Annotated in this window: 22 protein-coding genes and 1 pseudogene; 9 read left to right on the top strand and 14 right to left on the bottom strand. The window is 61.1% G+C overall.

Going from position 1 to position 26,785, the window contains the following annotated elements; translation table 11 throughout:
* Nucleotides 1-54: 54 nt before the first annotated feature.
* From treS to FRT59_RS19465, 3 genes are all read left to right on the top strand, one after another.
* Nucleotides 55-3,402, top strand: a complete 3,348-nt coding sequence (gene treS / locus FRT59_RS19475; protein ID WP_153872089.1) for a maltose alpha-D-glucosyltransferase — start codon at nucleotides 55-57, stop codon at nucleotides 3,400-3,402.
* Nucleotides 3,399-5,636, top strand: a complete 2,238-nt coding sequence (glgB, locus tag FRT59_RS19470) for a 1,4-alpha-glucan branching protein GlgB (RefSeq protein ID WP_153872088.1) — start codon at nucleotides 3,399-3,401, stop codon at nucleotides 5,634-5,636. The genes treS and glgB overlap by 4 nt, the downstream gene beginning before the upstream one ends.
* 90 nt (nucleotides 5,637-5,726) lie before the next feature.
* Nucleotides 5,727-6,854 (top strand): GGDEF domain-containing protein, encoded by a 1,128-nt coding sequence (locus FRT59_RS19465; protein ID WP_153872087.1) that lies wholly within the window; start codon nucleotides 5,727-5,729, stop codon nucleotides 6,852-6,854.
* Between the two features lie 2 nt (nucleotides 6,855-6,856).
* On the opposite strand, the gene FRT59_RS19460 is transcribed toward FRT59_RS19465, so the two are convergent.
* The 5 genes from FRT59_RS19460 to FRT59_RS19440 form a co-directional block, all read right to left on the bottom strand.
* The gene (locus FRT59_RS19460) at nucleotides 6,857-9,043 is read right to left on the bottom strand and encodes a GAF domain-containing protein (RefSeq protein ID WP_153872086.1); all 2,187 of its coding nucleotides are present in this window, start codon (nucleotides 9,041-9,043) and stop codon (nucleotides 6,857-6,859) included.
* A gap of 178 nt (nucleotides 9,044-9,221) precedes the next feature.
* Entirely contained in the window at nucleotides 9,222-10,073 is an 852-nt protein-coding gene (locus tag FRT59_RS19455; protein ID WP_034119420.1) for a CAP domain-containing protein, read from the bottom strand.
* 81 nt (nucleotides 10,074-10,154) lie between these two features.
* Nucleotides 10,155-11,480 carry an MFS transporter gene (locus FRT59_RS19450; RefSeq protein WP_153872085.1) on the bottom strand — a complete coding sequence of 442 codons (1,326 nt, stop codon included), beginning with the start codon at nucleotides 11,478-11,480 and terminating at the stop codon, nucleotides 10,155-10,157.
* Nucleotides 11,481-11,550: 70 nt separating this feature from the next.
* Nucleotides 11,551-12,744 (bottom strand): L-2-hydroxyglutarate oxidase, encoded by a 1,194-nt coding sequence (gene lhgO / locus FRT59_RS19445; RefSeq protein WP_153872084.1) that lies wholly within the window; start codon nucleotides 12,742-12,744, stop codon nucleotides 11,551-11,553.
* A 104-nt stretch (nucleotides 12,745-12,848) separates the two neighbouring features.
* Complete coding sequence (locus FRT59_RS19440; protein WP_034119423.1) at nucleotides 12,849-13,559, bottom strand: FadR/GntR family transcriptional regulator; 711 nt, start codon at nucleotides 13,557-13,559, stop codon at nucleotides 12,849-12,851.
* A gap of 156 nt (nucleotides 13,560-13,715) precedes the next feature.
* Here FRT59_RS19440 and FRT59_RS19435 point away from each other — a divergent pair, with 156 nt between their 5' ends.
* A complete protein-coding gene (locus FRT59_RS19435; RefSeq protein WP_153839917.1) occupies nucleotides 13,716-14,393 on the top strand; it encodes a GNAT family N-acetyltransferase in 678 nt (225 codons plus the stop codon).
* Here the strand turns inward: FRT59_RS19435 and FRT59_RS19430 are convergent.
* On the bottom strand, nucleotides 14,383-14,985 hold the full coding sequence (locus FRT59_RS19430) for a TetR/AcrR family transcriptional regulator (protein ID WP_153872083.1): 603 nt from the start codon (nucleotides 14,983-14,985) through the stop codon (nucleotides 14,383-14,385). The genes FRT59_RS19435 and FRT59_RS19430 overlap by 11 nt on opposite strands.
* Before the next feature lie 72 nt (nucleotides 14,986-15,057).
* On the opposite strand from FRT59_RS19430, the gene FRT59_RS19425 reads away from it, so the two are divergent.
* Nucleotides 15,058-15,657 carry an NAD(P)H-dependent oxidoreductase gene (locus tag FRT59_RS19425; protein WP_153872082.1) on the top strand — a complete coding sequence of 200 codons (600 nt, stop codon included), beginning with the start codon at nucleotides 15,058-15,060 and terminating at the stop codon, nucleotides 15,655-15,657.
* Nucleotide 15,658: 1 nt separating this feature from the next.
* On the opposite strand, the gene FRT59_RS19420 is transcribed toward FRT59_RS19425, so the two are convergent.
* The 3 genes from FRT59_RS19420 to FRT59_RS19410 all read right to left on the bottom strand — a co-directional run bounded on the left by FRT59_RS19420 (nucleotide 15,659) and on the right by FRT59_RS19410 (nucleotide 18,153).
* Entirely contained in the window at nucleotides 15,659-16,048 is a 390-nt protein-coding gene (locus FRT59_RS19420) for a hypothetical protein (protein WP_034119427.1), read from the bottom strand.
* Between the two features lie 26 nt (nucleotides 16,049-16,074).
* Nucleotides 16,075-17,331: a 3-phosphoshikimate 1-carboxyvinyltransferase gene (locus tag FRT59_RS19415; RefSeq protein ID WP_153872081.1), complete on the bottom strand. Its 1,257-nt coding sequence runs from the start codon at nucleotides 17,329-17,331 to the stop codon at nucleotides 16,075-16,077.
* Nucleotides 17,332-17,598: 267 nt separating this feature from the next.
* Nucleotides 17,599-18,153: a UPF0149 family protein gene (locus FRT59_RS19410; RefSeq protein ID WP_153872080.1), complete on the bottom strand. Its 555-nt coding sequence runs from the start codon at nucleotides 18,151-18,153 to the stop codon at nucleotides 17,599-17,601.
* Between the two features lie 185 nt (nucleotides 18,154-18,338).
* Between FRT59_RS19410 and FRT59_RS19405 the strand changes: the two genes are divergently transcribed.
* Both FRT59_RS19405 and nudC read left to right on the top strand, forming a co-directional pair.
* Nucleotides 18,339-19,151 carry a crotonase/enoyl-CoA hydratase family protein gene (locus FRT59_RS19405; protein WP_034119430.1) on the top strand — a complete coding sequence of 271 codons (813 nt, stop codon included), beginning with the start codon at nucleotides 18,339-18,341 and terminating at the stop codon, nucleotides 19,149-19,151.
* A 5-nt stretch (nucleotides 19,152-19,156) separates the two neighbouring features.
* Nucleotides 19,157-19,990 carry an NAD(+) diphosphatase gene (gene nudC, locus FRT59_RS19400; protein WP_153872079.1) on the top strand — a complete coding sequence of 278 codons (834 nt, stop codon included), beginning with the start codon at nucleotides 19,157-19,159 and terminating at the stop codon, nucleotides 19,988-19,990.
* Here the strand turns inward: nudC and FRT59_RS19395 are convergent.
* The 3 genes from FRT59_RS19395 to FRT59_RS19385 form a co-directional block, all read right to left on the bottom strand.
* Nucleotides 19,958-20,737 carry a TSUP family transporter gene (locus FRT59_RS19395; protein WP_034119432.1) on the bottom strand — a complete coding sequence of 260 codons (780 nt, stop codon included), beginning with the start codon at nucleotides 20,735-20,737 and terminating at the stop codon, nucleotides 19,958-19,960. The genes nudC and FRT59_RS19395 overlap by 33 nt on opposite strands.
* Before the next feature lie 184 nt (nucleotides 20,738-20,921).
* Nucleotides 20,922-21,638 (bottom strand): phosphatidylcholine synthase, encoded by a 717-nt coding sequence (gene pcsA, locus FRT59_RS19390; RefSeq protein ID WP_034119433.1) that lies wholly within the window; start codon nucleotides 21,636-21,638, stop codon nucleotides 20,922-20,924.
* Nucleotides 21,639-21,786: 148 nt separating this feature from the next.
* Nucleotides 21,787-22,707 carry a class I SAM-dependent methyltransferase gene (locus FRT59_RS19385; RefSeq protein WP_153839911.1) on the bottom strand — a complete coding sequence of 307 codons (921 nt, stop codon included), beginning with the start codon at nucleotides 22,705-22,707 and terminating at the stop codon, nucleotides 21,787-21,789.
* Nucleotides 22,708-22,898: 191 nt separating this feature from the next.
* Between FRT59_RS19385 and mdeB the strand changes: the two genes are divergently transcribed.
* Nucleotides 22,899-25,577: an alpha-ketoglutarate dehydrogenase gene (gene mdeB / locus FRT59_RS19380; protein WP_153872078.1), complete on the top strand. Its 2,679-nt coding sequence runs from the start codon at nucleotides 22,899-22,901 to the stop codon at nucleotides 25,575-25,577.
* A gap of 62 nt (nucleotides 25,578-25,639) precedes the next feature.
* Here the strand turns inward: mdeB and FRT59_RS19375 are convergent, their stop codons facing one another.
* Nucleotides 25,640-26,125, bottom strand: a complete 486-nt coding sequence (locus FRT59_RS19375; RefSeq protein ID WP_153872077.1) for a DUF1289 domain-containing protein — start codon at nucleotides 26,123-26,125, stop codon at nucleotides 25,640-25,642.
* Between the two features lie 185 nt (nucleotides 26,126-26,310).
* On the opposite strand from FRT59_RS19375, the gene FRT59_RS19370 reads away from it, so the two are divergent.
* Nucleotides 26,311-26,610 carry a putative quinol monooxygenase gene (locus tag FRT59_RS19370; RefSeq protein WP_153872359.1) on the top strand — a complete coding sequence of 100 codons (300 nt, stop codon included), beginning with the start codon at nucleotides 26,311-26,313 and terminating at the stop codon, nucleotides 26,608-26,610.
* A 44-nt stretch (nucleotides 26,611-26,654) separates the two neighbouring features.
* Here the strand turns inward: FRT59_RS19370 and FRT59_RS19365 are convergent.
* Nucleotides 26,655-26,785, bottom strand: a pseudogene (locus tag FRT59_RS19365) (ribonucleotide-diphosphate reductase subunit beta); the annotation flags it as partial.

Genomic DNA, 26,785 nt, shown 5'->3' with positions numbered 1-26,785 from the left:
ATCAAAATGTGGGACCGTCCACCGTGCGAATTTTAGTGTTTTCAGGAGTTTCCAATGGCGAAGAAACCCAAGACAGCCACCTTTATCAAAGACCCGCTCTGGTACAAGGACGCGGTGATCTACCAGGTTCACGTCAAATCCTATTTCGATTCCAATAACGATGGGATCGGTGACTTTCCCGGGCTGATCGCCAAGCTCGACTACATTGCCGACCTCGGCGTGAATACTATCTGGCTGCTGCCGTTCTACCCCTCGCCGCGCCGCGATGACGGCTACGATATTGCCGAATACCGTGGCGTACACAGCGACTACGGGACCATGGCCGACGCCAAGCGCTTTATTGCCGAGGCCCACAAACGCGGGCTGCGGGTGATCACCGAGTTGGTGATCAACCACACCTCCGACCAGCACCCCTGGTTCCAGCGTGCACGCAAGGCCAAGCCGGGCTCGGCGGCGCGGGACTTCTACGTGTGGTCGGACGATGACCAGAAGTACGACGGCACGCGTATCATTTTCCTTGATACCGAGAAGTCCAACTGGACCTGGGACCCGGTGGCCGGCCAGTACTTCTGGCACCGCTTCTATTCGCACCAGCCCGACCTCAACTTTGATAACCCGCAAGTCATGAAGGCGGTGTTGTCGGTGATGCGCTATTGGCTCGACCTCGGGATCGACGGGCTGCGCCTGGACGCCATCCCGTACCTGATCGAGCGTGACGGTACCAACAACGAAAACCTCGCGGAAACTCACGACGTCCTCAAGCAGATCCGCGCCGAGATCGACGCCCATTACCCCGACCGGATGCTGCTCGCCGAAGCCAATCAGTGGCCGGAAGACACCCAACTGTACTTTGGCGACAAGAAGGGCGATGACGGCGATGAATGCCATATGGCCTTTCACTTCCCGCTGATGCCACGCATGTACATGGCGTTGGCCCAGGAAGATCGCTTCCCCATCACCGATATTTTGCGCCAAACCCCGGAAATCCCCGCCAACTGCCAGTGGGCGATCTTCCTGCGCAACCACGATGAGCTGACCCTGGAGATGGTCACCGACAAGGAACGCGACTACCTGTGGAACTACTACGCCGCCGACCGTCGCGCCCGTATCAACCTTGGCATCCGTCGACGCCTGGCGCCGTTGATGGAGCGCGATCGCCGCCGCGTGGAGTTGCTCAACAGCCTGTTGCTGTCGATGCCCGGCACGCCGACCCTGTATTACGGCGATGAAATCGGCATGGGTGACAACATCTACCTGGGCGACCGTGACGGCGTGCGTACGCCGATGCAATGGTCCATCGATCGCAATGGCGGCTTCTCCCGCGCCAACCCAGCCAGCCTGGTGCTGCCGCCGATCATGGACCCGCAATACGGCTATCAGTCGGTCAACGTCGAAACCCAGGCCCAGGACCCGCATTCTTTGCTCAACTGGACCCGGCGCATGCTCGCGGTGCGCAAGCAATCCAAGGCGTTTGGCCGTGGCAGCCTGAAAATGCTCTCGCCAAGCAATCGTCGGATCCTCGCGTATACCCGTGAGTACACCGGCGAAGACGGCCGCAGCGAGATCATCCTGTGCGTGGCCAACGTTTCACGCAGCGCCCAGGCCGCAGAGCTGGACCTGTCGGCCTTTGCCGGCATGGTGCCGGTTGAGATGCTCGGCGGGAATGCCTTCCCGCCCATCGGCCAGCTGAATTTCCTGCTGACCCTGGCACCTTATGGTTTCTATTGGTTTGTGCTGGCGGCGGAAAATCAGATGCCCAGTTGGCATGTGGAACCGGCGCAAAGCATGCCGGACTTCACCACACTGGTATTGAAAAAACGCATGGAAGAGTTGCTCGAAGAACCTTGCCGCACCAGCCTGGAGCAGACTTCACTGCCGGCCTGGCTACCCAAGCGTCGCTGGTTTGCCGGCAAAGATACGGCCATCGACAGTGTGCATATCGCATACGGCGTACGCTTTGGCGACCCGCAGCATCCGGTGCTGCTCAGTGAAATCGAGGTCACCAGTGGCGGCCAGGTCAGCCGTTATCAATTGCCCTTGGGCTTTCTTGGCGAAGACCAGTTCACCAGCGCCTTGCCCCAGCAGTTGGCCCTGGCCAGGGTGCGGCGCACCCGACAGGTGGGGTTGGTGACCGATGCCTTCAGCCTTGAGCATTTTATACGCGAGGTGATCCAGGCCATGCAGGTGGGTACCGTGCTCAACTGCAGTGAGGGCGATCTGCGTTTTGAGGCGACTGCGCACTTGGCCGGGCTGCAACTGAGCGACGAATCCGCGGTGCGTTACCTGTCCGCCGAGCAGTCCAACAGTTCGGTGGTGGTGGGCGAGAGCCTGGTGCTCAAGCTGATTCGCAAAGTCAGCGCCGGGGTGCACCCGGAGCTGGAAATGAGCGCTTACCTGACCGCCGCCGGCTACCCGAATATCTCGCCATTGCTGGGCTCCATGAGCCGTCGCGACGGGCAAGGGCAGGACAACCTGTTGATGATTGCCCAGGGTTACCTGAGCAACCAGGGCGACGCCTGGAGCTGGACCCAGAATAATCTGGAGCGGGCGATCCGCGACGAACTGGCCGAAGCCATCTCTGAACAGGAGCAGCACTACAACGCCCTGGGTGAACTGGCAGATTTCGCCGGGTTGCTCGGCCAGCGCCTGGGGGAAATGCATGGAGTCCTGGGCGCGCCGACGGCCGACAAGGACTTCAAGCCCGAGATCACCACGGCCAAGGACACCCAGGCCTGGGCCAAGGATGTCGGCGCCCAGATCGAACGTGCGCTGCAACTGCTCAAACTTCATCAAAGCCAGTTGAACCCCGCTGATCAGGCACTGGTCAGTGAGTTACTGGCGCAGAAAAAAGCCATCGCCGGGCATGTCCAGGCGTTGGCGAAGGCCACGGCAGGTGGGTTGCGTATCCGCGTGCATGGAGACTTGCACCTGGGCCAGGTGCTGGTGGTCAAGGGCGATGCCTACCTGATCGACTTTGAAGGCGAGCCGGCGCGGCCGTTGCATGAAAGACGCGGCAAGCACAGCCCGTATAAAGATGTGAGCGGCGTGTTGCGCTCCTTCGATTACGCGGCGGCCATGGCCCTGAATGTGCAAGGAGTGGATCACTCGCCAGAGGCGGACATTGCGCGCAAACGCGTGACCGATCGCTACCTGAATGAAGCCCGCCAGGCATTTACCCAGGCTTATCAGGCCGCTACGTCTACACTGGCGCATGACTGGCAGGATGCCAACGGCCAGGACGCGGCGCTGACCTTGTTCAGCCTGGAGAAGGCTGCGTACGAAGTGGCCTACGAAGCGGAGAATCGCCCGACCTGGTTACCGGTGCCCCTGCAGGGGTTGCACGGTTTGCTCAGCGGGCTAACACCTAAATCGAAACCTGTACGCGGTGGGGAGACGTCATGAGTTTTACACATAAAGAACCGCTGCAGCCCAAGTTGACTGCATTGCCGGCGTCCAAGGACGTCGAAGCGCTGGTGCGCGCCGAGCACCCTGATCCATTCTCGATCCTGGGCCCGCACGACGACGAACAGGGCGGCCAATTTATCCGCGCCTTTGTGCCGGAGGCGCTGAGCGTTCAAGTGCTGAGCCGCGATGGCAATGAGACCCTTGGCAGCCTGGAAGCGACTCAAGTACCAGGGTTGTTTGTCGGGCAGTTCAGCACGCGCCAGCCGTACCTGTTGAAAATCCAATGGGCCGGCGGCGAGCAGATTACCGAAGACCCCTACAGCTTCAGCCAATTGCTGCTCGGGGAAATGGACCTGTACCTGTTTGCCGAGGGCAATCACCGTGACCTGGGCAGTTGCCTCGGCGCCCAGGTGACCAGCCTCGACGGTGTAGAAGGGGTGCGCTTTGCTGTATGGGCGCCGAATGCGCGGCGGGTCTCGGTGGTGGGTGACTTCAATATCTGGGACGGCCGCCGCCATCCGATGCGCCTGCGTCATCCGTCAGGCGTGTGGGAGATCTTTATCCCACGCCTGCAGCCCGGTGCAGCCTACAAATACGAAATTCTCGGCGCCCACGGGATCCTGCCGCTCAAGGCCGACCCCATGGCCCTGGCTACCCAATTGCCGCCCGACACCGCTTCGAAAGTCGCCGCGCCGCTGCAGGTGGACTGGCAAGACCACGAATGGATGCAGGCCCGTGGTGACAAACAGAAAACCACGGCGCCGCTGTCGATCTATGAGCTGCATGTGGGCTCCTGGCAGTGCGAACTGGATGAGGCCGGCGAAGTCGCCCGCCAGTACGGCTGGCGTGAACTGGCCGAGCGCTTGATTCCCTACGTACAGGAACTGGGCTTCACCCATATCGAATTGATGCCGATCATGGAGCACCCTTTTGGCGGCTCCTGGGGCTATCAAGCCTTGTCACAGTTCGCCCCGAGTGCGCGCTTTGGTTCGCCGCAAGATTTCGCCTGGTTCGTCAATGCCTGCCATCAGGCCGATATCGGCGTGATCCTCGACTGGGTGCCGGCGCATTTCCCCACTGATACTCACGGCCTAGCGCAATTCGACGGCACGGCGCTGTATGAATACGCCAACCCGCTGGAAGGCTTCCACCAGGATTGGGACACGCTGATCTACAACCTGGGCCGCACCGAAGTCCACGGGTTCATGCTGGCGTCGGCCTTGCACTGGCTCAAGCATTTCCATATCGATGGCCTGCGCGTGGATGCGGTGGCGTCGATGCTGTACCGCGATTACTCGCGCAAGGCCGGAGAGTGGGTGCCCAACCGTCATGGCGGCCGAGAGAACCTGGAGGCCATCGACTTCCTGCGGCACTTGAACGACGTGGTCGCCCTGGAAGCGCCGGGGGCCTTGGTGATTGCCGAGGAATCCACGGCCTGGCCCGGGGTCAGCCAGCCGACGCAACAGGGGGGGCTGGGCTTCAACTACAAGTGGAACATGGGCTGGATGCACGATTCCCTGCATTACATCCAGCAAGATCCGGTGTACCGCGCCCATCATCACAACGAGCTGAGTTTTGGCCTGGTATACGCCTGGTCCGAGCGCTTTATCCTGCCGATCTCCCATGACGAAGTGGTGCACGGCAAGCATTCGTTGATCGACAAGATGCCTGGCGACCGCTGGCAGAAGTTCGCCAACCTGCGCGCCTACCTGAGCTTCATGTGGATGCACCCGGGCAAGAAGCTGCTGTTCATGGGGTGCGAGTTTGGGCAATGGCGCGAGTGGAACCACGACCAGCAACTGGATTGGTACTTGCTGCAATACCCCGAGCACCGTGGCGTGCAGAAACTGGTGGGCGATTTGAACCGCCTGTACCGCGAGGAGCCGGCGCTGCATGAACAGGATGATGCGCCTCAGGGCTTCCAATGGCTGATTGGCGACGACGCGATCAACAGTGTCTACGCCTGGCTACGTTGGAGCAAAGACGGCCAGCCGGTGCTGGTGGTCGCGAACTTCACTCCGGTACCGCGTGAAGGTTATGCGGTGGGTGTGCCGTTCGGCGGGCGTTGGAGCGAGGTCATCAACAGTGATGCGGATACCTACGCCGGCTCCAATTACGGCAATGGGGGAGAGGTGTTTGCCCAGGACGAGCCACGGCATGGGCAACCGGCGTCACTGTCGTTGAACCTGCCGCCGTTGGGGGTGTTGATTCTGCGCCCACAAGTGCTTTAAGGGCTCTACCTTGCTGGATGCAGTTGTCCGGGCTACTGGCAGGGTGCCACAATGGCGCCTTTGTCATAGCAGTCGAAACAGGCGGATTGCATGAACAGCTTCAGTCGTGTGCAGGATCAGGATGGCGTTATAGAGGAGCAAGTGCGAACGGACCGTTTGCACCAGCTGTTCCGTCAATCCTTCTCTGCGGTGTTCGGCAGTTACCTGGGCGCCGCCATGCTCTGCTGGCTGTGTTGGGACCGCTTCGACCACAGGGTCATGCTGGTATGGCTGGTACTGCTGGCGGGCACGTCGCTGTTGCGACTGAAGATGTTCGCGGACTGGTTTCGTTGTCCTTATAGTGAACGCACGCCCGCTCGCTGGGAGCGGCGTTATTGGGTCACGTTGATGTTATCGGCTGGCGTCTGGGGCGCGGGTGCGTTGGCGGTCATGCCCACCGACGACCGCGTGTCCCAGGTGCTGGTCATGCTGTTTACCGTGGGTATGTCGGTCAGCGCGGTGTCCTGTTACTCGGCGTACCGCTACATGACGCTTAGCTCCATGGCTATGGTGCTGCTGCCGTGTACGCTGTGGTTGCTGTTCCAACCGTCATCGATGCAAGTGGGCGTGGCAATCGCGGTGCTGGTGTTCTCCACGTTTGTAGTGAGTGCCACGCGCAAACTCTCCGATGCCCTGGAAAAAGCCTTCCGCCTGACTCGGCAAATGGAACGTGCCAACACGATTTCCACCCATGCCGCCCAGACCGACGAACTCACAGGTCTGATGAACCGTCGTGCCTTCTTCGAACATGCCCAGTTACTGTACGCACAGTGCCGGCAGAACCAGCAGCCGCTGTGTGCGCTGATGCTGGACATGGACCATTTCAAACGCATCAACGACACCTACGGCCACCAGGCCGGCGACCAGGTGTTGCGCCAGATCGGCGGGGTGATCAGCGCTTCGTTTCGCCAAGCCGATGTATCGGGGCGCCTGGGCGGCGAAGAGTTTGCCGTGCTGCTGCCCAATACGTCCCTGGAAACTGCTCGGGATATCGCTCAGCAACTGATCGAGTCGATTGCCGGTCTCAGCGCTGAGCCGGTGCAGGGTTTGACCGCGAGCCTCGGGGTGGCCTCGACCCAGGGCCACGAGCATGACCTGCACGGCCTGATGAACAATGCCGATAAAGCGCTGTACCGCGCCAAGTTCCTGGGCCGCAATCAAGTCGTTGTGGCGCAGTAGCGTCAGTCTTTGAACATGGCCTTGGCCAAGGCACGGGCGACTTGGTCGGCAGAGTAGGGTTTGGCAAGGAATTCGAAACCTTCATAGCCACTGTCCGCCAGTTCTTCGCTGTAGCCCGAAGTGAGCACCACCGGCAGGTCGATGCGGCGTTCGCGCAGGAGCTTGGCCATCGCGACACCGGTCATCCCTGGCATCACTACATCCGAGAAAACCGCATCGAACGCTGTGGCGTCCGGGCCTGCGAGGGTCAGTGCCTGGCGGGCGTCGGTAGCCCAGGTGGTCTGGTAACCCAGGTCCTGGAGGATCTGGCTGGCGAAACGCCCCACTTCCAGGTTGTCCTCCACAATCAGCACATGGCGCTGGACATTGTCCGGCAGCGTCACGAGTGGGTCGCGAGTGGGCGGTGGTGGCTCGGCCTGGCTGTCCACTTGCGGCAGGTACAGGGTAAACACGGTGCCTTGGCCGAGCGTACTGCACACATCGATATTGCCGCCCGATTGCTTGGCAAAGCCAAACACCTGGGACAGGCCCAGGCCAGTGCCTTTGCCCACAGGCTTGGTGGTAAAGAACGGTTCGAAAATGCGCTCGAAGGTGTCACTGGCAATACCCGTGCCGGTGTCTGCCAGGGAAATCGTGACGTAGGGCAGGCGCGACGCGGCATCCCCACGGATACGCGGCAGAGCCTGGTACCCGGCGACCTTCAGGGTCAACGTGCCTTGCCCGTCCATGGCATCGCGGGCGTTGAGGGCGATGTTGATCAGTGCGGTTTCAAATTGGCTGGGGTCGATACGAGCGTGGCAAGGCAGTTCGGGCAATTGCACCTGCACATGAATGCGTGCCCCGGTAACGCTCTCAAGCATCTCGCCGATGTTCTGCACCCGTTGGCCGACATCGAACACCTGCGGGTTCAACGGCTGGCGGCGGGCGAAGGCGAGCAACTGGCTGGTCAGCTTGCTGGCCCGCTCGACGGTGTCGGAGACGGCGCTCATGTAGCGTTGGCGGCGTTCTTCCGACAAGCCGGGCTGGCGCAGGAAGTCTACGGAGGAGCGAATGATGGTCAGCAGGTTGTTGAAGTCGTGGGCGACACCGCCGGTCAGCTGGCCGATGGCTTCGAGCTTTTGCGACTGGCGCAGCGCGGCTTCGGCCTTGGCCAGTGCCAGGGTACGTTCTTCTACCCGCTGTTCCAGGGTGGCGTTGAGTTCGGTATATGCCGCCAGGCCTTCGCGTACGGCGGCGTCGGCGCGCACGCGTTCGATGTGTGCCCAGGAGCGTTCGGTGACTTCTCCCAATAACGCAAGGTCGTAGGACGACCAGTGGCGGGGCAATTTGTCATGCACGGCCATCAACGCAGTGAGCCGCCCATCCTTGATCAGCGGCACGCAGATGGTGGCTGTTACGCCCAGGGCCTGGAAGGTTGCCGATTCATCGGCCGGTAGTTCGGTCAGGTTGTTGCGGATCACCAGAGGCTGGCCTGCGCGCAGGCAGGTCACGGCGCGCGCTCCGAACGCCGCCAGGCTGTAATGACCAATGATGCTCGACGAACCCTGCGCCGCCCAGTTGCCGCGGATGGTGAAGCCGTCTTCATCGGCATCCATGTCGGCATAGGCACAAATGGAAACCTGCAGGTGCTGCGCCAGCAGTTGGGTGGTGGCGGTCAGGATTGCTTCGGCGTCGGTGGCGTTGGCCACGGTGCTGCCAATGGCATCGAGCACCGCCAGGCGCCGGGCGAGGAATACGGTGGAGGTGGTCTCGGTCACCGTATCGAGCATGCCGACCACCTTGCCTCGGGAATCCCGGATGGGGCTGTAGCAGAAGGTGAAGTACGCTTGTTCCGGTGCACCATCGCGTTCGATCAGCAGCGGGAAGTTTTCGATGTAGGTGGCATGCCCCTCGAACGCTGCGCTGGCGATAGGGCTGATGTCGCTCCACACCTCATGCCACACCTCGTTGAACGGGCGGCCCAGCGCTTCGGGCTTGTTACCCAGTATCGGCGTGAACGCATCGTTATAGAGCGTAATCAACTCAGGTCCCCAAACGATGGCTTGGGGAAATCGAGAAGCGAAACACAGCGCGACGGTGGTTTTCAACACATCGGGCCACTGCTCTAGCGGCCCCAGGGGCGTACTGGCCCAATCATGTTGGCGCACCCGCTCGGCCATGTCGCTGCTGCCTTGCAGCCAATTCATCATTGGGTCAACACCTTAATTTACAACGGTTTGACTGTTGCCTGAAACGTCAGGTTGCCAGGCTACAGACCTGTACGATCGCCGCCAGTTCAGCGCGCGATTATCCAGGCGATGTCATTTTGATGCTACCTCCGTTGAAATAGATGAATACATTGATTTTTTGGGGGCCGCTGCCCAGGGTTTATTGGGCAGCGAATACCCCTGTCCAGTAAATGCCCGCATCACTTTTCGGGTCCATCGCGTAGGCGGCACCCAATTCACGAAATTGCGGGTTCATCAGGTTGGCGCAATGGCCGGGGCTGGCGAGCCAGCCGTCGACGACCTTGCGCGGGGTATCAAGGCCAGCAGCGATGTTCTCGCCGATGTTCTTCGCGATATACCCGGCCAGCTCGGCGCGGTCGCCAGGTGTACGGCCGTCGTGGTCGAGGTGGTCGAAGAAGTTGCCGTTGGCCATATTGCGTGTGTGACTATTGGCCGCGCTGGCCAGGGTGTCGTTCCACGATAGCGGGGTGGTCGCGGTGAATGCCTGGGTGCCGCAGGTGCGCGGTTCTGCGCGCGCGGCATTGACCAGGTTGAGCAATTGCTTGCCTTCGGTCTGCCAGTCGCCCAGGCCACTGGTCAGCAGCGGCCGCGCCAGCACGATGCGCCAGTCCTGGCCGCTGTTGCTGACGCCGATGTCGACAAATTGCGGGTCCAGCACGACGCGGCAAAAGCTTTCGCGCACCGCTTTCATGGCGGCGTCGGCATCCTTGGGCCCGGACAGGCTGATCGCCTGCACGTTAACCATGGGGTAGGCGGCCCGCGCCAGGGACTGCTGCAAATCGCCGACATTGGAGGCCGGCAGCACCAGGCGTGTGTCGCTGGTCAGCGGCGGCAGCTCCTGGGAGCCCTGGTCACCGCAGCGTTGTAGCTGGCTGCGGTACTGGTTGATCTGTTGTATCAACTGACTTTCTTCATTCGCCATCGCGCTGGCGCAGAACACCGTACTGGCGGCCAGCGTCGTAAGACCCATCATCAATGACAGAACGCGCATGGACGTTACCCTTGAGCTTGAAAGTGCCCATGATGCGCGATCCAGGTGCATCCATGCACCCGTTGATCCGAACTTTTTTCCTCAGTTCTTGAATGTCGAGTGTTTAGCGCCCTGATCACACAGGGCAAATACCACCACCAACAATGCAGAAACCGCGAGGATGATCACCACGCCATCGGTGGAGTGAGTGGCCGAGGCCGCCACCATCGACAGCGCGCCCAACGGTGCCAGGCCGCCGGCAATGGCGGTACCGATTTCACGCCCGGTGCCGAAGCCCGAAGAGCGTGTCTGGGTCGGAAACTGTCGGCTCAGGAACGAGCCCTGTGGCGCAAACATCATCGGTGCAAGGATACCGGTACCCACGCCGATGGCGAGGTAGATCATCAGGCTTTCACCACTGTTGAGCAGGGCCAGGAACGGATAGGCGAACAGCAATGAGCACAGCCCGCCGAGCATCAGCACGGCCTTGCTGCTCCACTTGTCGCACAGCCAGCCGAAGCAGGGCACGGCGACGATGGCGACCAGGCTGGCGATGGTCACCGACAGGGAGGTGACGTGCACATCCACGCCTTTGAACTGGGTCAGGTACGCCAGGGAGAAGGTCTTGAAGATGTAGCTCAAAGCGTTGTAGCCAATGGCGACGAAGAACACCACCGCCAGGCCCTTGAGGTCGTTTTTGAATAGCGCTTTGAGCGGTGATGGCTTGGCCTTGGCGGCTTCCTTGCTCAGCTCCTGGAACTGTGGGGTTTCCGGAATGCTGTTGCGCACCCACAGGCCCACACCCACCAGCACGATGCTGCAGATAAACGGAATGCGCCAGCCGCCGGCCAGTAGGAACTCGTTGCCGTTGATGGTCAGCAGGTAAATGGTCAGCGACGACAGCAGCAGGCCCAGGTTGAGGCCCAACGCCGGCCAGGCGCCCTGGCTGCCGCGCTTGCCCTGGGCGGCGTGTTCGTAGGAAGTCACCGCGGCGCCTGACAACTCGGCCCCGGCGCCCAGGCCCTGGATGATGCGGATGAACACCAGCAGGATCGGCGCCCAGATGCCGATGGAGGCGTAGCTGGGGATCAGACCGATCAGCGTGGTGCACACGCCCATCAGGCAGAAAGTCAGCACCAGCACCTGCTTGCGCCCGAACTTGTCGCCCAGGTAGCCAAACAGGACGCCGCCGAACGGGCGGGCGATAAAGCCAATGGCAAAGGTGGAAAAAGCCATCAGCGTGGCCGTTTTCGGGTCGCTGTTATCGAAGAAGATCTTCGAGAACACAATAGCTGCCATGGTCGCGTACAAGTAAAAGTCGTACCACTCCAGCATTGAGCCAAAGATGGTGGCGGCGGCGACTTTGCGCAGGCGCTTGCGGGCTTGCTCGGGCGTTTCGGTACCGGGGATGGAGGCGGATGCCGTCATGCTGGACTTCCTTCTGGGTCTTTGTAGTTATTGTTGGGTGAACGGGCAGTGCGGGTATTACTGGGTGGTGTTACTGGGGCTGAAACAGGCGGTCGGCGATCATCGCGCCAATGGGCATGGCCGAGGTGGCTGCCGGTGAGGGCGCGTTGCACACGTGGAGCATTCGTGAGGTCTGGGCGAACAGAAAATCATGCACCAGGCTGCCGTCGCGCATGACCGCTTGGGCGCGGATCCCGGCCTCGTAGGGCAGCAGGTCGTCGAGGGTCAGGGACGGGCAATACTTGCGGCACTGCTCCAGGTATCCGGACTTGAACAACGAATTCTTCATCTCGGTGGTGCCGGAGCCGAGGTTCTGCCAAATGGTTTTCCAGAAGCCCGGAAAGCTGGCGTACTGCGCCACGTCGCGCCAGTTCACCGAGAACTTGCGGTAGTTCTCGCGGCCCAGGCCGAGCACGGCATTCGGGCCGACGGTGACGCTGCCGTCGATCATGCGTGTCAGGTGCACGCCAAGGAACGGCAGCTCCGGGTCGGGAATCGGGTAGATCAGGTGATTGACGATGTTGTTCTTCGCCGCCGGCAGGCGAAAGTACTCGCCACGAAACGGGATGATCTGATGGTCGATGCTGATCCCGGCCAGGCGTGCCAGCCGGTCCGACTGCAAGCCAGCGCAGACCACAAGGTGGCGCGCCTGCCAGGTTTCGCCATGGGTATTGACGGTGACTTTATCGGTGTCTTCGTGGATGGCGGTCACCGTGCGCTCCAGGCAGATCTGCCCACCGTTGCGACGGATCACCTGGGCCATGGTCTCGCACACCTGGCGGTAGTCGACGATCCCGGTGGCGTCGAGAAACAACCCGCCCAGGCCGACGATGTTCGGTTCACGCTGGCGCAACTGTTTGGCATCCAGGCGCTCGACCTGCATGCCGTTGATCTGGGCGCGGGCGTGCAGGGCTTCCATCCGTTGCATTTCCAGGGGATTGGAGGCCACCAGCAGCTTGCCGCACACCTCGAATTTGATCCCGTGTTCGCGGCAGAACTGCTTGGTGGCTTCGGCGCCGCGCTTGCAAAGGTCGGCCTTGAGGCTGCCAGGGGCGTAGTAGATGCCCGCATGGATCACACCGCTGTTATGGCCGGTCTGGTGCTTGGCCAGTACCGACTCTTTTTCCAGGATCACCAGCGAAGCGCCGGGCTGGCGCTTGAGCAATTCCATGGCGGTAGCGAGGCCGACAATGCCGCCGCCGATGATGCAAAAGTCGTGAATCATTGCTGGGGTCCCTAAGGTTCTACATTTCAGTCTGCTTATCAGGTTGTCAGACTAATGTTTTTGTTAAAAAAATGGCGTGTCCAGGGACACGCAATAAAAACCGATCAGTGGGTTGTCGGCAATTCCAGTTGCAGGCGTCGTGCCGCCGCACGCAAATGCGCCTCGGCACTGGCGGCGGCGCGCTGGGCATCACCGTCGGCGATAGCCTGGTAGAGCTGCTGGTGTTCCTGGGTGGCGTCAGCCGAACCGGTAGCGAAGCGCGTGGCCGAGTTCTCCCAAGCGGTTTTGCGCGCACTGGCCAACTGGCTTCTGAGGAAGTCATGGAAAGCCACGAAGTAGTCATTCTTGCTGGCGTCGGCAATGGCACGGTGGAATTCCACATCGGCCAAGGCTGCGGCTTCAAAGTCGTTACGGTTGTCCTGCATGGCCTGCAATGCGCTTTTCATACGTTGCAAATCGGCGGCGTCACGGCGCTGGGCAGCAATCGAGGCCGCCTGTGTTTCGATCCACAGGCGCACTTCGAACATCTGCGCCAGGTCAGGCCGCCGTCCGTTCTGCTGCGGGAAACGGAATACCGTGCCGGCAGGGGTCTGCGAAATGAATGAGCCTAGGCCGCGGCGGGCGGTGAGGACACCGTCGGCCTTGAGCTGGGCAATGGCTTCACGCACCACGGAGCGGCTGACGTTGAGTTGTTCGGCCAGTTGCTGTTCGGTCGGCAGGCGCGACTCCGGGGCCAGTTGGCCGGATTCGATTTCTGCGCGAATGGCGTTGACAACCCGTACGACAAGCGAATCGGGGCGCTGGAGCTCAAGCATGGGAAAACCTTGGTGATCAGGTTGTCAGACAATAGTCGTTACGATTTTACCTTGTCAATATGTGTCTCATGCGCGCCGGTGGGCGAGGCGGGTGCCGAGGGCGGCCGTCAACGGGTACAATCGCCGCCGCCTTGACGCCCAGCCCCAGGAATTTGCATGTTCAGCCTTACCCGCTACACCACGCCGTGCCCTGAATCGGTCAACAGCCAGATCCTGCAGATGGTGGTGGACAACCTCACCGACATCAGCAGTGTGGCGCTGGCGCCGAGCAACTTGCTCTACAACATCTACCAGTACGCCATCGGGTTTGAGGTGCATCTCTACCTGGAGGCGCTCAATGGCGAAAAGGGCATTGCCGTCGAGTTGGTCGTGGCCATGCAAGAAGAACGGGTTGTCGGCTTTTGCCTGTACCTGCCGGTAAAGGACGACCTACAGGCCTGTGGCATTGCCTTCATGGCGGTGCAGGCCGGTTTTCGTCGCCAGGGTGTGGCGCGGGGCATGCTGGGCGAGGTGCTGGCGCGCTATCCCCATGCCGAACTGGCCTGCTCGGTGGAGAAGGTCTCGGTATTCGAGGCTTTGGGTTTTCAAGTGCGCGGTGCGCGTGGCACGCAAGTGTTGATGAACACCCGTGACTACGGCACCGATGGGCTGATGGGGGTGTTGGATGTGGCGGCGATCTATAGCTCGCTGGAAGTGCGCCAGATCCATACCTACCTGCTGCAAAAGCACGGCAAGCGCGCCATGGTCGACGCTGAGAAACAGCGTGACCGGCATCTGGATCAGTTGACGCGCAAGGTTCAGCTGTTCGTCCAGGGCCGTTTTCCTACTGCCTGACGCGATTGACCATTCCCAGTATGGTCGCCAGCAATTCCTGTTGGGCCTCTTCGCGGCTGATCTCGCCATTGGCCGCCGCATGGGACAACGCTTCCGCCGCGCCAAGCATTGCCCGCAGGCCCGCCTGGGAAATGCTGCCACCGCAGGCGAATGGTGATAGCGCATCGCGGCACTTCTCGAGGAAGATCGCCTCATATTCACGCTTGATCGACTCCAGTTCAGGCGAGCCGCTCAGCGCCGCAATCACCCCCGGGATTTCCCGACCTTGCAACAACACGCAGTCGACATAAGACGAGGCGATCACCCAGGCCCGGTCCTCCAGCGTCGCGTTGCTGGTTTTGATTGCATCGGCAAACACCTGGTCCTGGCGCTCGTCGAAATCGGCATACAGCGCGGCCAGCAACCCGGCGCGCGTGGTGAAGTGATCGTAAACCACCGGTTTGGTGACACCTGCCAGCTCCGCCAGACGGCCCAGGGTCAGGGCGTCGGTGCCTTCCGCGCGGACCAATTGCCAGGCCACATCAAGTAACTGACGCAGGCGACCTTCACGGGATAAACGGCGACGTGGGGCAGGGAATTCAGTGCTTGACATGCTTATATACCAAAAGTAACTTGATCGACGTAACTTACTAAAAGTAGATTAAGCCTAAAGGGAGTCAAAGTCATGCACGCATTGATCGTTGTTGCCCATCACGACCCGCAATCCCTCACCCATAGCGTGGCCCTTGAGGTCGGCGCCGGTTTGGCCGCCACCGGCCACACCTTCGAATTCGCCGACCTCGCCGCCGAAGGGTTCGACCCACGCTACACCGCCGCGGACCACCTGGTGCACCGTACTCGCGCAATGCCTCCGACTGACGTGCTGGCTGAACAGGCACGTCTTGAGCGCGCCGACGCCCTGGTCCTGGCGTTCCCGATTTACTGGTGGTCGATGCCGGCCTTGCTCAAGGGCTGGGTCGACCGGGTGTTCGTCAACGGCTGGGCGATCGACTATGGCCCCGAGACGCCCGTGGTGAAAAAATTGCAGCATTTACAGGTGCACCTGCTGGCCCTCGGTGGGGCGGATGAAAGCGCGTTTGATCGACACGGTTATGCCAAGGCCATGAACACCCAGATCGACTACGGCATCTTTGATTACTGCGGAGCGCCAGTGCTGACGTCCGAGCTGCTGTTGGATTCGGAAAGCGGTGCTGCCCAAGCGCATTTGCACAGGGCCAGGGCCGTGGGGCAGGGAATGTTTCAGCGTGAGCTGGTAGCGGGATGATTCAAACGTCGCGAAACAGGTCGTGGGCATCCAGCAAGCGGTAGGCAATCTCAGGCCTTTTCTCCAGGCCGCGGCGAATAGACGCCGGGATCGCTTGCCGGGTCTTGCGGCACATGCCCGGCAGCTCGTCGATAACGATCTGGATCCCGCGCATGCTCTTGACCTCGGTATGCCCCGGCGCAATATGCACGCGAATGCCCAGTTGCTCGTACATCCGCTGCTGCAGGTGCTCCAAGTCTTGCAGGCTCTTGAGATTTTCAAGACGCTCGAGCAGGATTTTCTCCTGCTGTCGCGTCAGTTGGAGGATGCGCAGGTCAGCGCCGGGAGCTTCCAGCAGTTGTTCACGTTCGCAGACACAGGCGCCGGGAGGGCAGGGTTGGCGAATAGTCATAAGCGCTCCCGGCGAGTCGCAAAGGGTCAGTAACTTAACTGAACCCCAAGGCTACCCAAGGCTTTCCAGTACTCGGGGTAAGTCTTTGCCACGCAGTCCGGGTCTTGAATGCGAATGCCCGAGACTTTCAGCCCGGCCAGGGCAAAGCACATGGCGATGCGGTGGTCGGCGTGGGTGTCGATCAGCGCCGTGCACGAGGTGCCGGCCAGGGCCGGGTCGCTCGCTACCAGTAGGTCATCGCCCTCGATGGTCGCCAGGCCCGGGCGGATCTCATTGAGCCCGTCGTGCAGCGCCTGCACGCGGTCACATTCCTTGACGCGCAGGTTCGCCAGTTCAGTGAAGCGCACCGGGGTGTTGTTGAACGCTGCGAGTACCGCCAGGGTCGGGATGGCGTCCTGCATTTGTGAGCCCACCACCGTGGCCTGCATGTGCGGGAACTGGGCGATCACCGCCTGGGCTTGGGCGTCCGGCTGGGTGAAGTCCTGTGCCGCGACACCGATGTCGATACGGCCACCGGTCAGCACTTCGGCGGCCCACAGGTAGGTGGCGGCGGAGGCGTCGGGTTCGATCAGGTAATCATGGGCGGTGTAGCCGGTCGGGGCCACGCGCCAGGTGGTGTCGTCCACAGCTTCAACCTGGGCGCCGAACGCACGCATGCAGTCCAGGGTCAGGTCCACGTAGCCACGGGCGCCGATGTCCTTGCCGGTCAGTGCCACTTCAATCGGTGCCTCGCCACAGGCCGCGAGCATCAGCAGGGCTGATACATACTGGCTGGACAAGCCGCCATCAATCTCAAAGCGCTTGGCTTGCACCTTACCCACGCCGTGCACGGTCACCGGCGGGCAACCGGTGGGGCTGTCGACTTTTATACCGTTCTGGCCGAGGGTGGCCAGTAGCGGGCCGATCGGGCGTTTTTGCATGTACTCGTCGCCGTCCAGTACCACGCTGCCTTGCACGGTGGCCACGGCCGCAGTGAGAAAGCGCATGGCGGTTCCAGCGTTGCCGAGGAACAGCGGCTGGGCCGGCAATTGCAGCGAACCCTGGCTGGTGACGACGAAGGTCGTGTCGTCCGGCTCATCGATGCTGACGCCCATCTGGCGCAAGGCTACCGACATGTGGCGGGTGTCATCGCTTTTCAGTGCGCCGCTCAAGCGACTGGTGCCCTTGGCCAGGGCGGCCAGCAACAGGGCGCGGTTGGTAATGGATTTGGAGCCGGGGGGCGCGACCTTGCCGTTGAGGGGAAAGTTGGGCGGTGTAACGGTCACGGTTTTCTGCGAACTCAAGGTACAAGGCTCCTGGTCAAGGCAAGGTGGTGTGGAGTGGCCGACGTGCGGACCTGAATAATCAGGCAAACACGCCATGCTTGTCGAGTGAGCAGGTGATCTGCATGACTTTTGGGGTATTGCGCAGGACCTGTGGCGAGGGAACTTGTTCCCGTGGTGGCCTGACTGCCAGCGACTATCTAAATGATGCGATGCGATCAAAATGTGGGAACGCACCCAACCCTTGCGCCAGAAAAACAAGCTCCCCGGCTGGACAATAAACCCGCCTTAACGCTGGCTCAGCCAGTAATCATGTAACGCTCGCGCAGCCGGTTCGATTTCGCTGACCCGCTGTTGATGGGCGTTTACATCCAGGTCCGCCGGCAACTCGAAGTTGTCCTGCTCGGCGCACCAGGTGATTTTCTCCAGTTGCGCGGCTTGTTCGGCGGGCAACTCAGGCCAGTTGCCGATCGCCACACCCCGTACGTAACCAAAGCACCATTCCTCGGCAAGGGTCAGCGCCTGGCCCTGATGCTCGGTGTCATCGAAGCGAGCATTGAACGCCTGGGAAGCAGTAGCCAACTGCGCAGCCAGGGTATTCATATGGCGCACGCACAGTTCGAGAAAGCCCTGTGCCTCGTCCATGCTGTCCCATTCCGGGTTCTGCCCACCCCAGATGGCCGGGAACCACTCAGCCACATCCACCTGGGCCGGGCTGGAGACCAGGGCGGTGAAGTAACCGTCGAGCTCTGCCATGTTCAGCACCGAATGGTCATCGCCGTACTTCAACAAGGTGGCATCAATGAATTCGAAATCGGCGGGGGCGAGGGGGTGGGCGTGCATGGGCATATCCTTTAAACGTCGAGCGCCGCGGGTGGGGCGGCTTAAAGCGCGAAGGATGGCGTGTGTGAGGTATTTTATCCAGCCTCTTTTCCAACACCGTTGGCAGTCCCGCTTTTGGCCGATGCGCCGTCGTGCACCCTTGATATAGTCTGGCCTTTCTCAATCGCCAGTCAGGGATCACTGCCATGTCCGAATACCAAGCCTTCGTCGTCGAACTCAGCGGCAACGTTGCCCATGTGCAGATCAATCGCCCGGAAAAGATCAACGCCATGAACGCGGCGTTCTGGACCGAAATCATCGACATTTTCCAATGGATCGAAGACACCGACGCCGTGCGCGCTGTGGTGCTCAGCGGTGCCGGCAAGCACTTTTCTTCGGGCATCGACCTGATGCTGCTGGCCTCGGTGGCCAATGAATTAGGCAAGGACGTGGGGCGCAACGCGCGCCTGCTGCGCCGCAAGATCCTTGAGCTGCAAGCCTCGTTCAATGCCGTGGACAACTGCCGCAAGCCGGTGCTGGCGGCGATCCAGGGCTACTGCATCGGCGGCGCGATAGACCTGATCAGCGCCTGCGACATGCGCTACGCGGCCGAAGGCGCGCAATTCTCGATCAAGGAAATCGACATCGGCATGGCCGCCGACGTCGGTACCCTGCAACGCCTGCCACGCATCATCGGCGACGGCATGCTGCGTGAACTGGCCTACACCGGTCGCCAGTTCGGCGCCGAAGAAGCGCGCAGCATCGGCCTGGTCAACCGTGTGTATGCCGATCAGGAAAGCCTGTTGGCCGGGGTCATGCAGATCGCCGAGGAAATCGCCGCCAAGTCGCCGATTGCCGTCACCGGCACCAAAGCCATGATCAGCTACATGCGTGACCATACCGTCAACGATGGCCTGGAATACGTTGCCACCTGGAACTCGGCTATGTTGCAATCCAACGACCTGCGCGTGGCCATCGCGGCCCATATGAGCAAGCAGAAACCCGAATTCGTGGATTGACTGACATGACCCCAGGCTGGATTACCACAACGCTGCTGGACAACGACGCCCCTGGCGGCTGGGCCGTCGCCCGCAGCCGCGAGGGCTTTTTACACGACACTAACGGCCCGCTATTCCCGCGCGAATGGCTCAAGCGCCAAGACCTGACGATATTTGCCGAGCACGGCATCGGCCACCTCGACGGCGAGCCGGTGTACCTGCTGGAACTCGACTCGGCAGCGCAAGTGCAAGGTTGCAGTTGGCAGGGGTTGCGCGGCTTTATGCTGCAAGGTGATCACACCCTGTACAAGGTGCTGGGCTATGCTGCGCAGATCGGTACCTGGGCGCGGGAGCATCGGTTTTGTGGCAGTTGCGGCCAGGCCATGGTCCAGGTGCCGCGGGAACGGGCGATGTATTGCGAGGCCTGTGACCTGCGCAGCTACCCACGGATCTCGCCGAGCATGATCGTGCTGGTGACCCGTGGCGATGAGATCCTGCTGGCGCGCTCGCCACGCTTCGTGACCGGGGTCTATAGCACCTTGGCCGGTTTTGCCGAACCCGGTGAATCGGCCGAGGACTGCCTGATCCGCGAAGTGCGCGAAGAGGTACAGGTGGAGGTCAGGAACATCCAGTACATGGGCAGCCAATGCTGGCCGTTCCCCCATTCAATGATGCTGGGTTTTCATGCCGAGTACGCCGGTGGCGATATCGTGCCCCAGGCCGATGAGATCGAAGACGCGCAATGGTTCAATATCCATGAGCTGCCGCCGTTGCCGGCCTCACGTTCGATTGCGCGTTACCTGATCGACCTCTACGTGGCCCGCCGCCTAGGCCACGCTGAACCAGTGCTGCCAGGCTAGGCGCACCGTCAGGCCGAGGACCACGGTGATGAACACCGGGCGAATGAATTTGGCGCCGCCGCTGATCGCGCTGCGTGCGCCAAAGAACGCGCCACACATGACCGATACACCCATCGCCAGCCCAACGATCCAATCCACTGAGCCATTGATGATAAACACCGTCAGCGCCGCCGCGTTGCTGACGAAGTTCATGCTGCGCGCTACGCCGCTAGCCTTCACCAGGTCGATGGGGTGCAGCAGCATGGTGCTGACGGTCCAGAACGCACCGGTGCCGGGGCCGGCCACGCCGTCGTAGAAGCCCAGGCCAAAGCCCTGGGTGGCCTGCCATTTCTTCTTGATCGGCGCATCGACATCCACCGGTGCCTTTGGCGTGCCACCGAACAGCAGGTACACCCCGCAGGCAAAGACGATCACCGGTAGCATTTTGTTCAATGCTTCGGCGGGCAGGTAGTGGGCGACCACGGCGCCAGTCAGCGCACCGACCAGAGTGCCGACGATGGCGTGTACCCATTGGCGCGGGTGGAACAACTTGCGGCGGTAAAAGGTGAAGCTCGCGGTGGCCGAGCCGAAGGTGGAGCTGAGCTTGTTGGTGCCCAGTACCAAGTGGGGCGGCATGCCGGCGGTGAGCAGCGCAGGGGTGGTCAGCAAACCGCCACCGCCAGCGATGGCGTCGATAAAACCGGCGATAAAGGCAACGACGGCCAGGATGGCCAGGGTGGTGAGGTCAACACTGAGTTCGAAGGGCATGGGCAGGGCTTATTGTTGGAGGTGCGCTATGCGAGAGGCCGCCATCTTACCTGCCGAATGCACACAGAACCAAATGTGGGAGGGGGCTTGCTCCCGATAGCGGTGGGTCAGTCGGTTTATTTGTCACTGATACACTGCTATCGGGAGCAAGCCCCCTCCCACATTTTCAATCCCGTCTGCTTGGCTATTTGTGGGTGCCGATCCACTCCAGCGCCGTGCGCCAGATGCAAATACCCAGGAAGTACGCTGACATCAGAGACCACAAGCCAAACGTCCATGGATTGGTGTTGGGGTAATCCACCACCATCAGGAAGCTGCACAACAACCAGATCGTGGTGACCGCGATATTGATTGGCATGAAGCGCTTGACCCGGAACGGGTGCAGGAACTTCATTGGCGTCACGGTCAGCAGCGCCAGGCCGATCACGGTCAGCAAGGTCACCCAGGCATCGGGCTGGATGATATACACGCACAGGGCGACGACGTTCCAGGCAGCGGGGAAGCCGACGAAGTAGTTGTCCTTGCTTTTCATGTTCACATTGCAGAAGCAGAACAGCGACGACACCAGAATCACCGACACCGCAAACAGGTGGGTAAATTCCGGCAGGTCGATATAGCGGTAGATAAACAGCGCGGGGATAAACACATAGGTGAGGTAATCGATCACCAGGTCCAGGACCGAGCCGTCAAAACTGGGCAATACCGTGCTGACATTCACCCGGCGCGCCAGGGAACCATCGACGCCATCCACCACCAGCGCCAGGCCCAGCCACAGCAGGCACGCCTTGGGTGAGTTTTCCAGCAACGCCAGGGTGGCCAGGAAGGCCAATACCACACCGGTGGCGGTAAAGCCGTGGGCGCCCCAGGCTTTGAGTCTGGCTACATGCAGGGTCGATATCACGGGCGGTTCTCCAAAAGGTCAAACGGGGCAGCCGACAACGTGGCGTCGTCGAGTCTGGCCAGGGGATGCAGGTATCGACCGGGGACGGGGGAATAAGGTTCACCGCCCGGTGTAACCGTTAGCGTAGCAAGTGCAAGAGGTTTCGGCATCAACCCTGACGGAACACCAGGGCCTTGAGCCCACTCTGCGGATCGATGTCGGGAAATTCCGGTGGGTTTTCCAGGCGCTGCACAAAGCGCAGGCCCGGTGCTTCGCGGGTAACGCCGTCGATCAGGAAGTCTTCGCCGAAGGCCGGATCGTTCATGCACGCCAGCACCGTGCCTTGTGTGGTGAGCAAATCCGGCAGACGGCGCAGCACGCGCTGGTAATCCTTGGTCAGCAGGAAACTGCCTTTCTGGAATGACGGCGGGTCGATGATCACCAGGTCGTAGGGGCCGCTATGGGTGACCTTGGCCCAGGACTTGAACAGGTCGTGGCCAAGGAACGTGACTTTGCCCAGGTCATGCCCATTCAGGCGATGATTGTCGCGGCCGCGACTCAGGGCGCCACGGGCCATGTCCAGGTTCACCACATGGTCGGCGCCGCCCTCGATGGCGGCCACCGAGAAGCCACAGGTATAGGCGAACAAGTTGAGCACGCGCTGGCCCTTGGCCTGTTCGCGCACCCAGTTGCGCCCGTAACGCATGTCGAGGAACAGCCCGCTGTTCTGTTTTTTACCCAGATCGATCAAGTACTGCAGGCCGCCTTCGGTGATGGTCAGCTCGTCGATAGCGTCGCCCACCAGCCATTCGGTGGTGCTTTGCGGCAGGTAACGGTGTTGCAAGGCCACGGTGTTTGCGCCGAAACCGCGCCAGTCGATCTGCTGCAACGTCTGCTTCAAGGCTTCCAGGTGTTCGGTTTCCTTGAACAAGGCCACCAGCACTACGCCTTGCAGCCAGTCCACTGTCAGTTGTTCCAACCCCGGCCAGCAGCGGCCACGGCCGTGGAACAGGCGCCGGGTTTCCACAGGCCGGTCAGCCAGGGCGGTGAGCAAGTGGGCGTGCAGGGTAGCGAGTGCTTCTGGGTTCATCGTTCAGCGTCGGTCAGCGGGCGGGCGGCATTTTAAACACACTTGCGGGGTTTGCGGGTGCGTGAGCACAACGTGCTGGAAAAAACACAATCAGCAGTGATTCATGCTCAAAAAACTGTTTGCTACGCCTTATAACAGGCAAAAAATCCTCTGGCACCGACATAAACTGGAAAAAAAGCCCGGAGGTGTCCATGAACGGTTTCGCCCATGCAGTGAATCACACGGCTCAGGATCAACAAGAGCTGGACGAGTGGCGCGACGCCCTGGCTTCACTGGTGGCCAACGCGGGCCCCGCCCGGGCCCGCCAGATCCTCGACCTGCTGGCCCAGGAAGGCAGCGCGTCGGGTATCAACTGGAAACCGCGCCATGGCACGCCGTACATCAACAGCATCAGCGCCCTGCAACAGCCAGCCTTTCCCGGCGACCTCGCGACCGAAGAACGCCTGGCCTCGTTGGTGCGTTGGAACGCCCTGGCCATGGTGGTGCGTGCCAACCAGGCCTATGGCGAGCTCGGCGGCCATATCGCCAGCTACGCCAGTGCCGCAGATTTGTTCGAAGTGGGTTTCAACCATTTTTTCCGCGCGCGTAACGCGCAGTCTGGCGGCGACCTGGTGTTCTACCAACCGCATTCCGCGCCCGGTATTTATGCGCGTGCCTACCTTGAAGGGCGCCTGACGGAACAGGACCTGGCGCACTATCGCCAGGAGATTGGCGGGCCTGAAGACGGCGCACGCGGGTTGTCCAGCTATCCCCACCCATGGTTGATGCCGGACTTCTGGCAGTTCCCCACCGGTTCCATGGGCATCGGCCCCATCAGCTCGATTTTCCAGGCGCGCTTTATGCGCTACTTGCAACACCGCGGCTTACAGGACACCACCGAGCGGCATGTGTGGGGCGTGTTCGGCGACGGCGAGATGGACGAACCGGAAAGCATGTCCGCCTTGACCCTGGCCGCCCGTGAGGGCTTGGACAACCTGACCTGGGTGGTCAACTGCAACCTGCAGCGCCTCGACGGCCCGGTGCGCGGCAATGGTCGCATCATCGACGAACTGGAGGCGCTGTTCGGCGGTGCCGGCTGGAACGTAATCAAGCTGGTGTGGGGCTCCGACTGGGATGCCTTGCTCGCCAAGGACACCGACGGCTCGTTGGTCGAGACCCTGTCGCGCACCGTGGACGGGCAATTCCAGACCTTCGCCGCCAAGGACGGCGCCTATAACCGCAAGCATTTCTTTGGCCAGAGTGAGTCTCTGGCCAAGCTGGTTGAGGGCATGAGCGATGAACAGATCGACCGCCTCAAGCGCGGCGGCCATGACATGGTCAAGATCCACGCGGCCTACCACGCTGCGCGCCGGGTCAAAGGCAAGCCCACGGTGATCCTGGCCCAGACCAAAAAAGGCTTCGGCATGGGCGAAGCCGGGCAGGGCAAGATGACCACCCATCAACAGAAGAAACTCGACCGTGAGGCGTTGATTGCCTTCCGCAATCGCTTCCAGTTGCCGCTGTCGGATGAGCAGACTGAATCCTTGAGTTTTTTCAAGCCAGCGCACGACAGCCTGGAACTGCGTTACCTGCACCAGCGCCGCAACGCCCTGGGCGGTTATGTACCCAGCCGCAGCCAGGTCGCGGCGCCTGTCAGCGTGCCGCCCATGAGCGGTTACGCCGGTTTCGCCACGGCGGCCGAAGGCAAGGAAATGTCCACCACCATGGCCTTCGTGCGCATGCTCACCAACCTGCTCAAGGACAAACAGCTCGGGCCGCGCATTGTGCCCATCGTTGCCGACGAGGCGCGCACCTTCGGCATGGCCAACTTGTTCAAGCAGATCGGCATCTACTCCAGCGTCGGTCAGCACTATGAGCCGGAAGATATCGGCTCGATCCTCAGTTACCGCGAAGCCACTGACGGGCAGATCCTGGAGGAAGGCATCAGCGAAGCCAGCGCCATCAGCTCCTGGGTGGCCGCCGCCACCAGTTACTCGGTGCATGGCTTGCGTATGCTGCCGTTCTATATCTATTACTCGATGTTCGGTTTCCAGCGCGTGGGCGACCTGATCTGGGCTGCCGCCGACCAGCGCGCCCGCGGCTTCCTGCTCGGTGCCACGGCTGGACGCACCACCCTCGGTGGCGAAGGATTGCAGCACCAGGACGGCAGCAGCCACCTCACCGCCGCCACCGTGCCGAATTGCCGCGCTTACGACCCGGCGTTTGCTGGTGAGTTTGCAGTGATCCTCGATCACGGCATGCGCCAGATGCTTGAGCACGACGTGGACGAGTTCTACTACGTGACCCTGATGAACGAAAACTACCCGCAACCCAGCCTGCCTGAAGGTGTGGAAGCGGCGATTATCAAGGGCATGTATCGCTTGCAAGGTAACCCGGACGCCCAGGTGCGCCTGCTCGGTTCCGGCACGCTGGTGCGTGAGGCCCAGGCCGCAGCGCAGTTGCTGATGGACGACTGGCAGGTGACAAGCGAGGTCTACAGCGTCACCAGCTTCAGTGAGCTGGCGCGGGAGGCGAGGGAGGTGGAGCGTTGGAATCGCCTGCATCCGCAGCAGGCTAAGCGCGTCAGTCATTTGGGGGACTGCTTGCCCAAAGGCGCTCCGGTCGTCGCGGTGTCCGACTACGTGCGGGCGGTGCCGCAGATGATGGGTTCGTACCTGAATTCGAGCTACACCGTGCTTGGCACCGATGGGTTCGGGCGCAGTGATACACGGGCGGCGTTGCGTGATTTTTTTGAGGTGGATCGGCACCACATTGTACTGGCAGCGTTGACGGCGTTGGTGGAGCAGGGGCGTTTGGCGCCGGCGGTGTGTCAGCAAGCGATTGAGCAATATGGCTTGCAAGTAGAGCGGGAAGCCTCCTGGATGTCTTGACCTGCGCAAACCCAACTGTGGGAGGGAGCAAGTCCCCTCCCACAGTTGATTGCTGGTGCTGCTTAGAATGTGGCGATCAGGGCTGGCCCGAAGGCATCCTTGAGGAATCCAGGGGCGATATAGCGCTCGTAATGCGCCTCTGAAAGCAGAAAAAACTCTCGATCTATCGCATCGCGCAAATCCGCCAGGTGGCGCTCGCGAAACTCCGGCAGCAATGCCAACCCATACGCATCCAGCCTGGAAATCACCCGCGCACCCCGCGCGATCAGCTGGTATGCCCAGCAATACGGCGACTGGTGCGGCATAAAGCGAATCTTGCGCGCTTCCAACTGCTGTCGCAGGCGCTGCGGGTCGAACACTTCCAGCTTGCTGGTCATCACCTGTACCAGTAACTGCTCCAGGCGCAGCCACACGGCCTGTTTTTCCTCGGCGTTATAGCCATTCCACTGGATCACTTCGTGGTGATAACGCTTGCAGCCCCGACAGACCAGGTCACCGTAGACGGTTGAGCACAGGCCGACGCAGGGAGTCTTGATGGTGTGCGGCATTTTCAAGCCTTTGAAGAAAGTGTAAGCGTGTTTAGTCGGTGTTTCTTTGTCGCCAGCCAGGCAACCATGGCCCCAATCCACTGCGAGCGACAACCATGAGAACACCCCTGAAGCCTTGGCTCTATGCCTTGATGTTCACGGCCGTTGCCGGCTGTTCCAGCCAACCCACTGAAAGAGACACCACCATGCAAAAACCCTTGGTATCCCTCGCCGTACTTAAGGCCAAACCCGGCCAGCAACAGGCCCTCAAGGCCGGCTTGTTGAGCCTGATCGAACCGACACGGGCTGAGCCTGGCAACCTGGATTACGTGTTGTTCGAACATCGAGATGAACCCGGCACGTTCTACATGCGCGAGGCATTCAAGGATCAGGCGGCACTCGATACGCATTTTGCCACGCCGTACTTCCAGCGTTTTGCCGCTACGGCGGATGACCTGCTCAGCGAGCCATTGCAGTTGATTTTCCTGGAGCAGGTGTCGAACTGAGGCCGTCCTGTGGCGAGCAGCGCGCTCGCCACATTACGATCGTGTTAGTCCCAGCTCAACGCGCCGCCGGTCTGGTACTCGATCACACGGGTTTCGAAGAAGTTCTTCTCTTTCTTCAAGTCCATGATCTCACTCATCCACGGGAACGGATTCGTCGTGCCTGGATACTCTTCCT

It is taken from the genome of Pseudomonas haemolytica, from assembly GCF_009659625.1.
GTDB lineage: Bacteria > Pseudomonadota > Gammaproteobacteria > Pseudomonadales > Pseudomonadaceae > Aquipseudomonas > Aquipseudomonas haemolytica.
The sequence above is the reverse complement of the archived record's forward strand: the minus strand, read 5'-3'. Positions and strand labels throughout refer to the sequence as shown.

Coding starts and splice junctions, on each gene's coding strand:
- treS (WP_153872089.1), top strand. CDS start 55: ATGGCGAAGAAACCCAAGACAGCCACCTTTATCAAAGACCCGCTCTGG.
- glgB (WP_153872088.1), top strand. CDS start 3,399: ATGAGTTTTACACATAAAGAACCGCTGCAGCCCAAGTTGACTGCATTG.
- FRT59_RS19465 (WP_153872087.1), top strand. CDS start 5,727: ATGAACAGCTTCAGTCGTGTGCAGGATCAGGATGGCGTTATAGAGGAG.
- FRT59_RS19460 (WP_153872086.1), bottom strand. CDS start 9,043: ATGATGAATTGGCTGCAAGGCAGCAGCGACATGGCCGAGCGGGTGCGC.
- FRT59_RS19455 (WP_034119420.1), bottom strand. CDS start 10,073: ATGCGCGTTCTGTCATTGATGATGGGTCTTACGACGCTGGCCGCCAGT.
- FRT59_RS19450 (WP_153872085.1), bottom strand. CDS start 11,480: ATGACGGCATCCGCCTCCATCCCCGGTACCGAAACGCCCGAGCAAGCC.
- lhgO (WP_153872084.1), bottom strand. CDS start 12,744: ATGATTCACGACTTTTGCATCATCGGCGGCGGCATTGTCGGCCTCGCT.
- FRT59_RS19440 (WP_034119423.1), bottom strand. CDS start 13,559: ATGCTTGAGCTCCAGCGCCCCGATTCGCTTGTCGTACGGGTTGTCAAC.
- FRT59_RS19435 (WP_153839917.1), top strand. CDS start 13,716: ATGTTCAGCCTTACCCGCTACACCACGCCGTGCCCTGAATCGGTCAAC.
- FRT59_RS19430 (WP_153872083.1), bottom strand. CDS start 14,985: ATGTCAAGCACTGAATTCCCTGCCCCACGTCGCCGTTTATCCCGTGAA.
- FRT59_RS19425 (WP_153872082.1), top strand. CDS start 15,058: ATGCACGCATTGATCGTTGTTGCCCATCACGACCCGCAATCCCTCACC.
- FRT59_RS19420 (WP_034119427.1), bottom strand. CDS start 16,048: ATGACTATTCGCCAACCCTGCCCTCCCGGCGCCTGTGTCTGCGAACGT.
- FRT59_RS19410 (WP_153872080.1), bottom strand. CDS start 18,153: ATGCACGCCCACCCCCTCGCCCCCGCCGATTTCGAATTCATTGATGCC.
- FRT59_RS19405 (WP_034119430.1), top strand. CDS start 18,339: ATGTCCGAATACCAAGCCTTCGTCGTCGAACTCAGCGGCAACGTTGCC.
- nudC (WP_153872079.1), top strand. CDS start 19,157: ATGACCCCAGGCTGGATTACCACAACGCTGCTGGACAACGACGCCCCT.
- FRT59_RS19395 (WP_034119432.1), bottom strand. CDS start 20,737: ATGCCCTTCGAACTCAGTGTTGACCTCACCACCCTGGCCATCCTGGCC.
- FRT59_RS19385 (WP_153839911.1), bottom strand. CDS start 22,707: ATGAACCCAGAAGCACTCGCTACCCTGCACGCCCACTTGCTCACCGCC.
- mdeB (WP_153872078.1), top strand. CDS start 22,899: ATGAACGGTTTCGCCCATGCAGTGAATCACACGGCTCAGGATCAACAA.
- FRT59_RS19375 (WP_153872077.1), bottom strand. CDS start 26,125: ATGCCGCACACCATCAAGACTCCCTGCGTCGGCCTGTGCTCAACCGTC.
- FRT59_RS19370 (WP_153872359.1), top strand. CDS start 26,311: ATGCAAAAACCCTTGGTATCCCTCGCCGTACTTAAGGCCAAACCCGGC.